The following is a 13,830-nucleotide window of genomic DNA, read 5'->3' on the forward strand; positions in this document are numbered from 1 at the left end:
TTCAATAATATTTTGATAATAGGTGGGTGAATGCTGCGTTTTGATGATTTGCAGTTGTTTGTACGCGCGGCGGACCTGGGCAGTTTGTCGGCGGCGGCGCGGGTGATGGACCTGTCGCCCGCCGTGGCCAGCGCGGCGCTCAAGCGTATCGAACAGCAACTGGGCACGCGTTTGCTGGCGCGCTCCACCCGCAGCCTGCGCCTGACCGCCGAAGGTGAAGGCTTCCTGGAATATGCCCGCGCCGCGCTGAGCTCCCTGGACGAAGGACGGCGCTTGTTGGCCAGTGGCCAGGACCATGTCAGCGGGGTGTTGCAACTCTCGGCCCCCTCGGATTTCGGCCGCAACCAATTACTGCCGTGGCTGGACGAATTTCAGCACGAGTACCCGCAGCTCACCGTGCGCCTGCTGTTGGGCGATCGGATTGCCGACCTGTTCCGCCAGCCGGTGGACATCGCCCTGCGCTATGGCGAGCCCGAAGACTCGAGCCTGATCGCGCTGCCCGTCGCGCCGCACAACGTTCGCGTGTTGTGCGCGGCCCCCAGCTACCTCGCCCGTTACGGCGAACCGCGACACCTGGAGCAATTGGCCCAGCACAATTGCTTGCTGTACATGCTTGGCAGCCGAGTACACGACCACTGGACCTTTCACGATGGCAAGCGCGAAATCAGCCTCACGGTCAGTGGCGACCGCTTCAGCGACGACGCCGATGTGGTACGCCGCTGGGCGGTGGCGGGTGTGGGCATTGCCTACAAATCCTGGCTGGATGTGAGCACCGATGTGCTGGCCGGCCGCTTGCGCCTGATCTTGCCGGAGTTACGTGGCGAGCGCACACCCCTCAATTTGCTGTGCGCCCATCGGGCCCAATTGAGCAAACCCATCAACCTGCTGCGGGAAATGCTCGTTTCTCGTTGTGCGACATTGAGCGCTCAATTGCCGGAGCGATTGGGCTCGACGTAATAGCCTCCATCACATAAGGAAATTTCACTCAGGTCCTGTCCTTATTCGCGCTGTCAGACGCTGCGGAACCGCTGGTTTGCGCACCTATACTTTGGCGCCCACTGCATCAGAAAAATAATTCGACAGGGAGTGAATCGATGGAAGAAGCACCATGCATCAGTCAGATCGCCAGCTTGCTCGCCGAGCCCAAACGCACTGCCATGCTCTGGTCCCTGATGGACGGTTCGGCCAAGTCCTCGGAGGAGCTGGCAACGCTTGCCGGATTGTCACCCGCCTCGGCCAATGCGCATCTGGCAAGGCTGACAGGGAGTGGCTTGCTGCGTATCGAGGGCCGGCGTGGCAAGCGGCTGTTCCGTGTGGCGGCTACGGATGTCAGCGTCGCCATCGATGCGCTGGCCTGTACCACCCTGGCCAGCGCAGCACGCAGTGCACCGCATGCTTCACCGCCGGTATTGGTGGCGCCGCCATTATTGCGACATGCTCGGCTGTGCCAGGGCCACCTCGGTGGCGAGTTGGCGGCGGGGTTGTATGAACGGATGTTGGCGGCGGGGTGGATCGAGCGTCATGAACAACGCATAGAGGTCACGGTCAGGGGGGGGCAGCACTTGGCGGGCCTGGGCATTTACACTCAGGCGCTTGCGTCGCCACTGGTGTGCGACTGTTTCGATTGGAGCCAGCGGCAACCGCACCTGGGCGGCGCGCTGGGTGCGGGGCTGTTGCAGTTGTTCCTGCAATCGAACTGGATCAGCCTGGTCAACGAATCCAGGGCGGTGCAACTCAACGACAGCGGGCGGGCAGAAATCGCCCGATTGGCCATGCCCGAACAACCCTAGCGCCGACGGTTACCGCTGCGTGATCGTTATCATCATCGCCTTGGCTTTTTTCGACTCCATGGGCCTGGCGATGATGACTTCCTGCCCAGTTACGGTTTTACCAGGCGCGCATCCAGGCTGTTCTGCGCCAGGCGTTTGGCCTGGTCCTGGGTCATGCCCAGTGAGGTGTACAGCGCGTGGAAGTTCTCGGTGACATAGCCGCCGAAGTACGCCGGGTCATCCGAGTTCACCGTTACCTTCACGCCACGCTCGAGCATGTCGAGGATGTTGTGCTGGGCCATGTCGTCGAACACGCACAGCTTGGTATTGGACAGCGGGCAGACGGTCAACGGGATCTGCTCGTCGATGATGCGCTGCATCAGGCGCTCGTCTTCGATGGCACGTACGCCGTGGTCGATACGCTGGATTTTCAGCAGGTCGATGGCTTCCCAGATGTACTCGGGCGGGCCTTCTTCACCAGCGTGGGCGACGGTGAGGAAGCCTTCATGGCGGGCACGGTCGAACACACGCTGGAACTTGCTCGGCGGGTGACCCATTTCCGAACTGTCCAGGCCCACGGCCACAAACGCATCGCGGAACGGCAGCGCCTGGTCGAGGGTTTTCTCGGCTTCGGCTTCGCTCAGGTGGCGCAGGAAACTGAGGATCAAACCGCTGGTGATACCCAGTTGCTGTTCGCCATCTTTGAGCGCAGCGGCGATGCCGTTGAGCACCACTTCGAACGGCACACCACGGTCGGTGTGGGTTTGCGGGTCGAAGAAGGGTTCGGTGTGGATCACGTTCTGCTCTTTGCAGCGCAGCAGGTAGGCCCAGGTCAGGTCGTAGAAGTCCTGGGAGGTACGCAGGACGTCGGCGCCCTTGTAATACAGGTCGAGAAACTCTTGCAGGTTGTTGAAGGCGTAGGCCTTGCGCAGGGTTTCGACGTCGTTCCACGGCAGCGCGATTTTGTTGCGCTCGGCCAGGGCGAACAGCAGCTCAGGCTCCAGCGAGCCTTCCAGGTGCAGGTGCAATTCAGCCTTGGGCAGGGCGTTGAGCCAATCGTACATTTTCTAAATTCTCATCAGGTGCAATGGCGGCATTCTACAGGCCATGGCTGAAATAATCGGCAAAACCTGACCAGCAGGAGAGTATTCGATTTATTCACGCAAGGGCCCTGTGAACTAAGGTGTAACGAAACGTTAGCGGCTTGGCGCAGTCTGTACCCCATCAATGACTGATTTGCCGTACTAAAAGGCCCGGAATGCTCACATCCCTCAAGCAAGAAAAATTCATGCTGCTGGCACTGATTGCCGCCATCGCCGCCTACCCGTTGGAGCATTGGATGCTGCACAGCGGGCAAATGGTGGCGCTGTTGGCCGGCGTGGTGTTGATCGGTTTTATCGTGGTGGCGTCGATGCGCGTGGCCCACCACGCCGAGCAACTCGCGGAAAAGGTCGGCGACCCCTACGGCACCATGATCCTGACCCTGGCTGCCGTGCTGGTGGAGGTGGTGATCCTGGCGATCATGATGAGCAACGAGCCATCACCCACCTTGGTGCGCGACACCATTTATTCGGCGGTGATGCTCGACATTAACGGCATCCTCGGTCTGGCGGCGTTGATGGGCGGCATCAAGCACGGAGAACAGTCCTACAACGATGATTCGGCGCGCACCTACAGCGTAATGATCCTGACTGCCATGGGCGTGTCGATGGTGGTGCCGGAATTTATCCCCGAAGCCGACTGGAAAATTTACTCGGCCTTCACCATCGGCGCCATGGTGGTGCTCTACACCTTGTTCCTGCGCATGCAGGTGGGACCTCACAGTTATTTCTTCAGCTATAGCTACCCGGAAAAGCGCCGCAAGAAACTCCCGGAGGAAGAGCAGTCGCCGCCGGTGAACCTGGCGTTTTCCATCGGTACCCTGGTGTTTGGCGTGATTGTGATCGGTGCGTTGGCCGAGGTGATGTCCAAGACCCTCGACCTGGGCCTGGAAGGCACGGGCGCACCGCCGGTGATCACGGCGATTGTGGTCGCGGCTATTTCGGCGGCACCGGAGATTCTGACGGCCTTGCGCGCTGCGCTGGCCAACCGTATGCAGTCGGTGGTCAACATTGCACTGGGTGCGTCGTTGTCGACGGTGATCCTGACGGTGCCGGTGATGGAAGCCATGGCGCTCTACACCGGCCAGCCGTTCCAGATGGCGATGACGCCGGTGCAAACGGTGATGGTGTTGATCACGCTGATTGTCAGCGCGATCAACCTCAACGATGGCGAAACCAATGCCATCGAAGGGATGACCCATTTTGTGTTGTTTGCGACCTTTATCATGTTGTCGCTGTTGGGCTTGTAAGCACCGCGCACTCCAATGTGGGAGGGAGCAAGCTCCCTCCCACATTTTGACCGGTGTTTGACTTAGGTTCCGGCGATCAACTGCCGCGCCGCCTGGCTGTGATCGGCGATCAAGCCTTTCAGGTCCAGGCCTTCCACCTGCCCATCGATGACTCGCCATTTGCCGCCGATCATCACCCGGTCCGCCCGATCCGCGCCGCACAGCAGCAGTGCGGAAATCGGGTCGTGACTGCCGGAGAAGCGCAGTTCATCCAGTTTGAACAGCGCCAGGTCGGCCTGTTTGCCTACCGCCAGTTCACCAATATCCGTACGCCCCAGTAGCTGCGCCGAACCTTTGGTAGCCCAACCGAGCACGCCCTCCGGGGTGATCTTTTCGGCTCCGTAACGCAGGCGCTGGATGTACAGGGCCTGGCGGGTTTCAAGGATCATATTTGACGCATCATTGGACGCAGAGCCGTCCACGCCCAGGCCGATGGGCGCGCCTGCAGCGATCAGGTCCAGGGTCGGGCAGATGCCGGAGGCCAGGCGCATGTTGGAGCTTGGGCAATGACAGATGCCCGTACCGGCGGCGCCCAGGCGCGCAATTTCATCCGGGTTGAAGTGAATGCCATGGGCCAGCCAGGTGCGCGGGCCGAGCCAGCCGACGCTGTCCAGGTAGTCCACGGTGCGTAGGCCGAAGCGCTGCAGGCAGAAATCTTCTTCGTCAAGGGTTTCGGCCAGGTGGGTGTGCAGGCGCACATCCAGGCTATTGGCCAGTTCGGCGCTCGCGTGCATGATTTCCGGGGTGACGGAAAACGGTGAGCAGGGCGCCAGGGCAATCTGGATGTGCGCACCGTCGCCGCGTTGGTGGTAGTCGCGGATCAGGCGTTGGCTGTCGTCGAGGATGACCTGGCCCTGTTGCACGGTCTGCTGCGGTGGCAGGCCGCCGTCGGCTTCGCCCAGGCTCATGGAACCGCGGGTGAGCATGGCGCGCATGCCCAATTCGCGCACGCTGTCGACTTGCACATCGATGGCGTTTTCCAGCCCGTCGGGGAACAGATAGTGGTGGTCTGCCGCCGTGGTGCAGCCCGAGAGCAGCAACTCCGCGAGTGCCACCTTCGACGCCAGGGCGAGCTTTTCCGGCGTCAGTCGCGCCCAGACCGGGTACAGGGTTTTCAACCACGGAAACAATGGCTGATTGACCACCGGCGCCCAGGCACGGGTCAGGGTCTGATAGAAGTGATGGTGGGTGTTGATCAGCCCGGGCAGGACCACATGCTCACGCGCATCGAACACTTGGGTGCAGGGCCGTGTGGGTTCTTGGCCTTGGGCCAGCACTTCGGTGATCACACCGTCTTGCAGCACCAGGCCGCCACGGGCGTCGAGGCCGTTGGCAGTGAAAATCGCGAGGGGTTTTTTTAACCAGATACGGGTCGCAGGCATTGGCCGGCTCCTCTGAATAATGGGTTCAGGTTTGCCAGCTCAGTGATGCCCTGTCTGCTGATCCAGGGTCGCCGGTGAGGGCGAGGTGGGTAGATTACGTGCAGTTCGAGATCGGGTCTACCTGTAGGAAAACGAACGCGATCAATGTGGGAGGGAGTTTGCTCCCACATTTCAATCAGCGGGGTTTACCAGGCGATGGTGTCGCCCTTGTAGTCCACGAAGTGATGGCCGCCCTTGCCGCTGTAGGCGTTCACTTGGTCCACCAGGCCGCGCACGCTGGTGTCGACATCAATGTGCGCGTTTTCGCCGCCCATGTCGGTCTTCACCCAGCCAGGGTGCAGCGACAGCACGGTGAGTTTGTGATCGCCCAGTTGGGTAATGAAGCTGTTGGTCATGGAGTTGAGTGCGGCCTTGCTGGCTTTGTACAGCGCCAGGTCCGAGCCGTCGGGGATGGTCACGCTGCCCAGCACTGAACTCATGAACGCCAGCACGCCGCTGTCCTTACGGATCTGCCCGACAAAGCGCTGGGCCAGGTTGATCGGCGCCACGGCGTTGGTGAAGAACAGCTGGCCGACTTCCGCCAGGGTGGCATGGCCAGGTTCTTGATTGGCGGGGCCCTTGACGCCCGCGTTGACGAACAGCAGGTCGAAGGTGCGGTCCTTGAGGCGTTGGTTCAGGGCGATCACGGCTTGCTGATCGTCCATGTCGAGTTTCTCGATCTGCACCGGGCCCACGGCTTTCAGGGCATCGGCCTTGTTCGGGTCACGCACGGTGGCGGTCACGTCCCAGCCGTCCTGGAGCAATTGCTTGACCAGGCCAAGGCCCAGCCCGCGTGAGGCGCCGATGATCAGTGCGGTTTTTGGCGTAGACATGCAGGCTTCCTTTAAAAGTCGCGGTTCAGGGTGTTCAGCGGACAACAGTAGCAGTTTCAGCGTTGCAGCAGGATGCGCCCACGGCTCAGGTCGGCGAGCTGGGTTTGCAGGGTGTCGATGTGGGCTTCGCCCAGGGCCAGTTGTAACTCCACGCCATTGGCGGTGAAGGTTTCTTCCAGCACCAGCCCGCCCAACTCGGCGACACGCAATTTGACCAGGTTCAGCTCGGAGAATCCGCAGGCGCAACTCAAAGGCACGCGGCTGATCAGTTCGATGCGTTCGGCATTTTGCAGGCACTTGTTTGCACCGCCACCATAGGCGCGGGCCAGGCCGCCGGTACCGAGTTGTATGCCGCCATACCAGCGAATCACCAACACCGCGACCTGATCAAAGCCTTGGGCCTCGATGGCCGCCAGGATCGGCCGCCCTGCGGTGCCGCCGGGTTCGCCGTCGTCACTGCTGCGGTATTGATCGGCCAGCTTCCAGGCCCAGCAGTTGTGCGTGGCGTTGAGGTCGCTGTGCTGCTCGAAAAAAGCCTGGGCTTCTTGCGGGCTGGTGATCGGTGCGGCCAGGGTAATGAAGCGACTTTTGCGAATTTCTTCGCGGAACTCGCAAAGGCCGATGAGCGTGAAAGACATAAATGGCTTCGTCTAGAGGGCCGGCTTGATGCCGCAGCCCTTGAGAATGATGTGGATCAGGTTGGTCCCGGCGTCTTCCATATCTTGCTTGGTCAGCTTGGTGCGACCGGTGACGCGGCAGATTTGGGTGGCGAAGTCGGCGTAGTGCTGAGTGCTGCCCCACAACAGGAAGATCAGGTGCACGGGGTCGATGGGGTCCATCTTGCCGGCGTCGATCCAGGCCTGGAACACGGCTGCCCGACCACTGAACCAAGCGCGGTAATCCTGGCTGAAGTATTCGGTCAGGCATTCGCCGCCGCTGATGATCTCCATGGCGAAAATCCGCGAGGCCTGGGGCTGGCGCCGCGAAAACTCCATCTTGGTGCGAATGTAGCGGGAGAGGGCCACGGCCGGGTCGTCCTCGGCGGTCAGCGTGTTGAAGGTGCTGTCCCACAGTTCGAGGATATTGCTGAGCACCGCGATATACAGGCCCAGCTTGTTCGTGAAGTAGTAGTGCAGGTTGGCTTTGGGCAGCCCGGCGCTGGCAGCAATGGTGTTCATGCTGGTGCCCTTGTAGCCATGGCGCGCGAATTCATCTTCAGCAGCCTGGAGAATCGCTTGTTCGTTCTTTTGTCGAATGCGGCTGGCGGGCTTACCGGCGTGGTTGCTGTGGGCAGGAACTTCGAGGCTCATGGAGGTTTCCGTGCTGATCGATAGAGACGACGTATGCACAGATAACCCACCCTCAAGCCTCAGACAAGTCCCGATGCAATAAAACCGTCAAAGCGGTTCCAGGGTGTCGCTTTCCGGCGCGTGGTTTGCGGCAGGAGCGGGCACCTTGGATTCCGGCAGTAACAGGCACAACACGATGGCGGTCAGGCCGCCGCTGGTGATGGCTGAGTCGAACAGGTTCTGCACCAGGGTTGGCATCAGGTGCAGCAGGTTCGGTTGAGCGGCGATGCCCAGGCCGACGCCGAACGAGGTGGCGATGATCAGCATGCTGCGACGGTCCAGTGGTGCCTGGGCGAGGATGCGCACGCCGGCGGCGGCCACGCTGCCGAACATCACCAGGGTCGCGCCGCCCAACACGGGCTTGGGGATTTGTTGCAGCACGGCACCGATCAACGGGAACAAACCCAGGCAGAACAACACCACGCCGATGTACAGGCCGACATAGCGGCTGGCTACGCCGGTGAGTTGGATTACGCCGTTGTTCTGGGCGAAGGTGGTGTTGGGGAAGGCGCTGAACGTGGCGGCGATCATGCAACTGACGCCATCGCCGAGGACGCCGCCTTTGAGTCGGCTTATATAAGAAGGGCCGCTGATGGGTTGGCGCGCGATCATGCAGTTGGCGGTGAGGTCGCCAACGGTTTCGATGCTGCTGATCAGATAAATCAGCGCGATCGGCAGGAAGGCGCTCCAGTCGAAGTTGAAGCCGAATCGAAAGGGGATCGGCAGGCTGACTAAAGGCAAGTCGCCCAGTGCCTGGGGGACCAGCTTGCCGCTGAACCAGGCTGCGAGGCTGCCAAGGGCGAGACCGATGATGATCGCCGAGAGGCGCACCCAGGGTGTGTTGGAGCGGTTGAGCAAGATGATTGTCAGCACCACGAACAGGCCCAGGGCAAGGTTGGTCGGTGCGCCGAAGTCCGGTGCGTTGAAACCGCCGCCCAGGTCAGTGATACCGACCTTGATCAGGCTGATGCCGATCAGGGTAATGACAATCCCGGTCACCAACGGGGTGATCACGCGGCGCAGCTGACCAATAAAACGGCTGAGAATGATCTGCACTGCAGCGCCGAAAAAGCACACGCCGAAGATCATCGCCATGATGTCTTCCGGGCTGCCGCCGCGTTGCTTGACCAGAAACCCGGCCGACAGCACCGCGCCGAGAAACGCAAAGCTGGTGCCTTGCAGGCAGATCATCCCGGCGCCGATCCCAAATGGCCTACGTGCTTGAATGAATGTGCCGACGCCGGACACCATCAACGCCATGCTGATCAGGTAGGGTAAATGGGCAGTCAGGCCCAGCGTGGAGCCGATGATCAGCGGTGGCGTGATGATGCCGACAAAGGCGGCCAGCACATGTTGCAGTGCGGCCAGCAATGCAGGCGCGGGTTTGGGGCGGTCGTTGAGACCGTAGATCAGGTCGCTGGGGCTGGAGGATTCTGGTGGCATGGCAAGCAAACTCGAGGCGGACGGTTCTAGGTCCTTGTGGCCTTGCAAAAAGCTGTCCAAGTGCTCAGCTTTTTACGCAAGGCCCGAGTTAGCGCGTTGCCGCCAGGCTTTCCAGGAAGCTTTCCAGCACCAAATGAGGGCGACGGCCTTTGCGCGTGACCGATGCGAGGCTTAAATCGTAAAAGCGCGTAGCCGGTTTCAGCGCACGCAGTCGGCCTTGTTGCACCCACAGGCTGGCGTAGTGGTCGGGCAAGTAACCGATGTAGCGACCGGTGAGAATCAGGAATGCCATGCCTTCGCGGTCCGAGGCACTGGCGGTGCAGTTGAGCGCCTGGTAATGGGCCTGGATATCGGCGGGCAGGCGGAAGGTGGGGGCGATGGCGTCCTGGGTGTCGATGCGCTCGTCGCCCAGTTGCTTGTCGTCGGCATAAAACAGGGGGTGGCCAACCGCGCAGTAAAGTAGCGAGCGTTCGCTGTACAGCGGCTGGTATTCCAGGCCGGACAGGGCGCTGGCCTGCGGCACCACGCCGACATGCAGGCGGCCGTCGAGTACGCCTTGTTCGACTTCATTGGGGGCGATCATGCGGATCTGGATCTGTACGTCCGGTCCGCGTTCCTTCAACTGTGCCAGGGCGTGGGTGATGCGCATGTGGGGCAGGGTGACCAGGTTGTCGGTCAGGCCGATGATCAACTCGCCGCGCAAGTGCTGGTGCAGGCCGTTGACCTCGGTGCGAAAACTTTCCAGGGCACTTAATAGTTGCAGGGCCGATTGGTAGACCTCGCGGCCTTCTTCGGTCAGCGAGAAACCGGCACGGCCGCGTTGGCAAAGTCTTAATCCGAGCCGCTGCTCAAGATCGCTCATTTGCTGGCTGATGGCGGAACGGCCGATGCCAAGCACGGTTTCCGCCGCCGAGAAGCCGCCACACTCCACGACGCTGCGAAAGATGCGCAGCAGGCGAATATCGAAGTCGCTGACTTGGGCCAGGGGATCGGGTCGACGGCTGCTCATAGTTTAGTGAAAGCCTGACTGAAGGTTAGAAGAGTTGGATTTCACCGACTTTATCTCCGTGGCAATTTAGCTGCAACTACGCTTTTCCAATCCCGACGCTGCCTTTTGCCTTGCGAGGTTTTGCTGATGAACATGCCCGAAAACGCCCCTTCGTCCCTGGCTAGCCAACTGAAGTTGGACGCCCACTGGATGCCTTACACCGCCAACCGTAACTTCCAGCGTGACCCGCGCCTGATCGTGGGGGCTGAAGGCAGTTGGTTGATCGATGACAAGGGGCGCAGGGTCTACGACTCGTTGTCGGGCCTGTGGACCTGCGGCGCCGGGCATACGCGCAAGGAAATCCAGGAAGCGGTCGCCAAGCAACTGGGCACGCTGGACTACTCCCCAGGCTTCCAGTACGGCCATCCACTGTCCTTCCAACTCGCGGAAAAGATCACCGATCTGACCCCTGGTAACCTGAACCACGTGTTCTTCACTGACTCCGGTTCCGAGTGCGCCGATACTGCGGTGAAGATGGTGCGCGCGTACTGGCGGCTGAAGGGGCAGGCCACCAAGACCAAGATGATCGGCCGCGCCCGCGGTTATCACGGTGTGAACATCGCCGGTACCAGCCTGGGCGGCGTCAACGGCAACCGTAAGATGTTTGGTCAGGCGATGATGGATGTTGATCACCTTCCGCACACCCTCCTGGCGAGCAATGCGTTCTCCCGGGGCATGCCGGAGCAGGGCGGTATCGCCTTGGCCGATGAGTTGCTCAAACTGATCGAACTGCACGACGCGTCGAATATCGCTGCTGTGTTTGTCGAGCCAATGGCCGGCTCCGCTGGCGTGCTGGTGCCGCCACAGGGTTACCTCAAGCGCCTGCGTGAGATCTGCGACCAGCACAACATTCTGTTGGTGTTCGACGAAGTGATCACGGGCTTCGGTCGTACCGGTTCGATGTTTGGCGCTGACAGCTTCGGCGTGACCCCGGACCTGATGTGCATCGCCAAGCAAGTCACCAACGGTGCGATCCCAATGGGCGCGGTGATTGCCAGCAGCGAGATTTATCAGACCTTCATGAACCAGGCCACGCCGGAGTACGCAGTGGAATTCCCCCACGGCTACACCTATTCGGCGCACCCGGTTGCCTGCGCCGCTGGCCTGGCAGCATTGGACCTGTTGCAGAAGGAAAACCTGGTGCAGAGCGTGGCTGAAGTCGCACCGCACTTTGAGAATGCGCTGCACGGCTTGAAGGGCAGCAAGAACGTGATCGACATCCGTAACTATGGCTTGGCCGGTGCGATCCAGATCGCCCCGCGCGACGGTGACGCCATCGTGCGTCCATTCGAGGCCGGCATGGCTCTGTGGAAAGCGGGGTTCTATGTGCGCTTTGGCGGTGACACTCTGCAGTTCGGGCCAACCTTCAACAGCAAGCCGCAGGACCTGGATCGCCTGTTCGATGCGGTCGGCGAAGTGCTGAACAAGATCGACTGATTTCTCCTTCTATATAGAACAACTTTTCAGGAGCCCTGCATGAGCCTTATCCAGCATTTGATCAACGGTGAGTTGGTCAACGACAGCGGTCGCAGTGCCGATGTGTATAACCCGTCTACCGGCCAGGTGATTCACCAAGTGCCTCTGGCCAGCCGCGAAACCATTCAGAGTGCTATCGACTCGGCCAAGGCGGCCTTCCCGGCCTGGCGTAACACGCCGGCGGCCAAGCGTGCCCAGGTAATGTTCCGGTTCAAGCAATTGCTGGAGCAGAACGAAGCGCGCATCTCGCAACTGATCAGTGAGGAACATGGCAAGACGCTGGAGGATGCGGCGGGTGAGTTGAAGCGCGGGATCGAGAACGTGGAGTACGCGTGCTCGGCGCCGGAGATTCTCAAGGGCGAGTACAGCCGCAATGTTGGGCCGAATATTGATGCCTGGTCGGACTTCCAGCCGCTGGGCGTGGTGGCCGGTATTACCCCGTTCAACTTCCCCGCGATGGTGCCGCTGTGGATGTATCCGCTGGCGATTGTTTGCGGTAACTGCTTCATCCTCAAGCCTTCGGAGCGTGATCCGAGTTCGACGTTGTTGATCGCGCAACTGCTGCAGGAAGCCGGTCTTCCTAAAGGTGTGCTGAGTGTTGTGCACGGCGACAAGGGGGCGGTGGATGCGTTGATCGAAGCGCCGGAAGTCAAGGCGTTGAGCTTTGTGGGGTCTACGCCGATTGCCGAGTACATTTATTCAGAAGCGACCAAGCGTGGTAAGCGCGTACAGGCGCTGGGTGGGGCAAAGAACCATGCCGTGCTGATGCCGGATGCCGACTTGGATAACGCGGTCAGTGCTTTGATGGGCGCAGCGTATGGTTCCTGCGGGGAGCGCTGCATGGCGATCTCGGTGGCGGTGTGCGTAGGTGACCAGGTGGCAGATGCATTGATCGCCAAGCTGGTGCCGCAAATCAAGGCGCTGAAGATCGGCGCGGGCACGACGTGTGGACTGGATATGGGGCCGCTGGTGACGGGCCAGGCGCGGGATAAGGTCAGCGGTTATATAGAAGACGGTGTGTCTTCGGGTGCCGAGCTGGTGGTCGATGGTCGTGGGCTGAGTATTGCCGGGAATGAAGACGGCTTCTTCCTGGGGGGCAGTCTGTTTGACCGTGTGACGCCTGAGATGCGCATTTATAAGGAAGAGATCTTCGGGCCGGTATTGTGCGTGGTCCGGGTGAGCAGCCTGGAAGCGGCGATGCAACTGATCAACGATCATGAGTATGGAAACGGTACGTGTATCTTCACCCGTGACGGTGAAGCGGCGCGGTTGTTCTGTGACGAAATTGAAGTGGGCATGGTCGGTGTGAATGTTCCCTTGCCGGTGCCGGTGGCGTATCACAGCTTTGGTGGCTGGAAGCGTTCGTTGTTTGGCGACTTGCACGCCTATGGGCCGGATGGGGTGCGTTTTTACACCCGTCGCAAGGCGATCACCCAGCGTTGGCCGCAGCGGGCCAGCCATGAAGCGTCGCAATTCGCTTTCCCTAGCCTGTAAAGCTCAGTAAGCAGAAAGCCGGCCCTCGGGCCGGCTTTTGCGGTTTTGGGCTTTTTTGAGGTATATGACAGAAATGTGAAAAAGAAGGTTGACGGCAGATTCTGGAAGTCTATAATTCGCCCCACTTCCGGCGCAGTCGAAACGTAAAACTCCTTGGTAAACAAAGAGTTATGCAGGATTAGACAGCGATTTGCTTCAGTTCATCGAAGCCCAGAAGAAGTTGATGGGGTCGTGTTGTTTGACGCTATTAACGATTCGATCTTCTCGGTCGAAAGTGGAGAAAAAGAGGTGTTGACAGCAGCGTGTAACGCTGTAGAATTCGCCTCCCGCTAACGAGAGATCGGAAGCGCAAGTGGTTGAAGTCGTTGAAGAAATCTTCGAAAGCTTCTGAAAATAATCACTTGACAGCAAATGAGGCTGCTGTAGAATGCGCGCCTCGGTTGAGACGAAAGCTCTTAACCAACCGCTCTTTAACAACTGGATCAAGCAATTCGTGTGGGTGCTTGTGGAGTCAGACTGATAGTCAACAAGATTATCAGCATCACAAGTTACTCCGCGAGAAATCAAAGAATAACCAACGATTGCTGAGCCAAGTTTAGGGTTTCTTA

At 60.1% G+C, this 13,830-nt stretch carries 13 protein-coding genes; 5 read left to right on the forward strand and 8 right to left on the reverse strand.

Features of this window, described 5'->3' with window-relative positions; translation table 11 throughout:
- The first annotated feature begins 30 nt into the window (after positions 1-30).
- Complete coding sequence (locus tag FIV39_RS06575; protein WP_090400778.1) at positions 31-957, forward strand: LysR family transcriptional regulator; 927 nt, start codon at positions 31-33, stop codon at positions 955-957.
- Positions 958-1,094: 137 nt separating this feature from the next.
- Positions 1,095-1,790, forward strand: a complete 696-nt coding sequence (locus tag FIV39_RS06580) for an ArsR/SmtB family transcription factor (RefSeq protein ID WP_090400777.1) — start codon at positions 1,095-1,097, stop codon at positions 1,788-1,790.
- 89 nt (positions 1,791-1,879) lie between these two features.
- On the opposite strand, the gene FIV39_RS06585 is transcribed toward FIV39_RS06580, so the two are convergent.
- Positions 1,880-2,833: an adenosine deaminase gene (locus tag FIV39_RS06585; RefSeq protein WP_017134717.1), complete on the reverse strand. Its 954-nt coding sequence runs from the start codon at positions 2,831-2,833 to the stop codon at positions 1,880-1,882.
- Between the two features lie 194 nt (positions 2,834-3,027).
- Between FIV39_RS06585 and FIV39_RS06590 the strand changes: the two genes are divergently transcribed.
- Positions 3,028-4,119 (forward strand): calcium:proton antiporter, encoded by a 1,092-nt coding sequence (locus tag FIV39_RS06590; protein WP_053134746.1) that lies wholly within the window; start codon positions 3,028-3,030, stop codon positions 4,117-4,119.
- Positions 4,120-4,181: 62 nt separating this feature from the next.
- On the opposite strand, the gene FIV39_RS06595 is transcribed toward FIV39_RS06590, so the two are convergent.
- The 6 genes from FIV39_RS06595 to FIV39_RS06620 all read right to left on the reverse strand — a co-directional run bounded on the left by FIV39_RS06595 (position 4,182) and on the right by FIV39_RS06620 (position 10,213).
- Entirely contained in the window at positions 4,182-5,540 is a 1,359-nt protein-coding gene (locus FIV39_RS06595; protein ID WP_090400776.1) for an 8-oxoguanine deaminase, read from the reverse strand.
- Positions 5,541-5,725: 185 nt separating this feature from the next.
- Positions 5,726-6,412: an SDR family oxidoreductase gene (locus FIV39_RS06600; protein ID WP_090400775.1), complete on the reverse strand. Its 687-nt coding sequence runs from the start codon at positions 6,410-6,412 to the stop codon at positions 5,726-5,728.
- 56 nt (positions 6,413-6,468) lie between these two features.
- The gene (locus tag FIV39_RS06605) at positions 6,469-7,050 is read right to left on the reverse strand and encodes an IMPACT family protein (RefSeq protein ID WP_090400774.1); all 582 of its coding nucleotides are present in this window, start codon (positions 7,048-7,050) and stop codon (positions 6,469-6,471) included.
- A gap of 12 nt (positions 7,051-7,062) precedes the next feature.
- On the reverse strand, positions 7,063-7,722 hold the full coding sequence (locus tag FIV39_RS06610; protein WP_027607945.1) for a TetR/AcrR family transcriptional regulator: 660 nt from the start codon (positions 7,720-7,722) through the stop codon (positions 7,063-7,065).
- A gap of 87 nt (positions 7,723-7,809) precedes the next feature.
- Positions 7,810-9,204, reverse strand: coding sequence for a uracil-xanthine permease family protein (locus FIV39_RS06615; protein WP_090400773.1), 1,395 nt, complete (start codon positions 9,202-9,204; stop codon positions 7,810-7,812).
- Between the two features lie 88 nt (positions 9,205-9,292).
- Positions 9,293-10,213 (reverse strand): LysR family transcriptional regulator, encoded by a 921-nt coding sequence (locus FIV39_RS06620; protein WP_090400772.1) that lies wholly within the window; start codon positions 10,211-10,213, stop codon positions 9,293-9,295.
- 126 nt (positions 10,214-10,339) lie between these two features.
- Here FIV39_RS06620 and FIV39_RS06625 point away from each other — a divergent pair, with 126 nt between their 5' ends.
- Both FIV39_RS06625 and FIV39_RS06630 read left to right on the forward strand, forming a co-directional pair.
- Positions 10,340-11,689: an aspartate aminotransferase family protein gene (locus FIV39_RS06625; RefSeq protein ID WP_090400771.1), complete on the forward strand. Its 1,350-nt coding sequence runs from the start codon at positions 10,340-10,342 to the stop codon at positions 11,687-11,689.
- A 39-nt stretch (positions 11,690-11,728) separates the two neighbouring features.
- On the forward strand, positions 11,729-13,222 hold the full coding sequence (locus FIV39_RS06630) for a CoA-acylating methylmalonate-semialdehyde dehydrogenase (RefSeq protein WP_090400770.1): 1,494 nt from the start codon (positions 11,729-11,731) through the stop codon (positions 13,220-13,222).
- 195 nt (positions 13,223-13,417) lie between these two features.
- On the opposite strand, the gene FIV39_RS33190 is transcribed toward FIV39_RS06630, so the two are convergent.
- The coding region (locus FIV39_RS33190; RefSeq protein WP_261384520.1) for a hypothetical protein at positions 13,418-13,830 on the reverse strand (413 nt) is incomplete at its 5' end.

It is taken from the genome of Pseudomonas grimontii (genome assembly GCF_007858185.1).
GTDB classification, from domain to species: Bacteria; Pseudomonadota; Gammaproteobacteria; order Pseudomonadales; family Pseudomonadaceae; genus Aquipseudomonas; species Aquipseudomonas grimontii.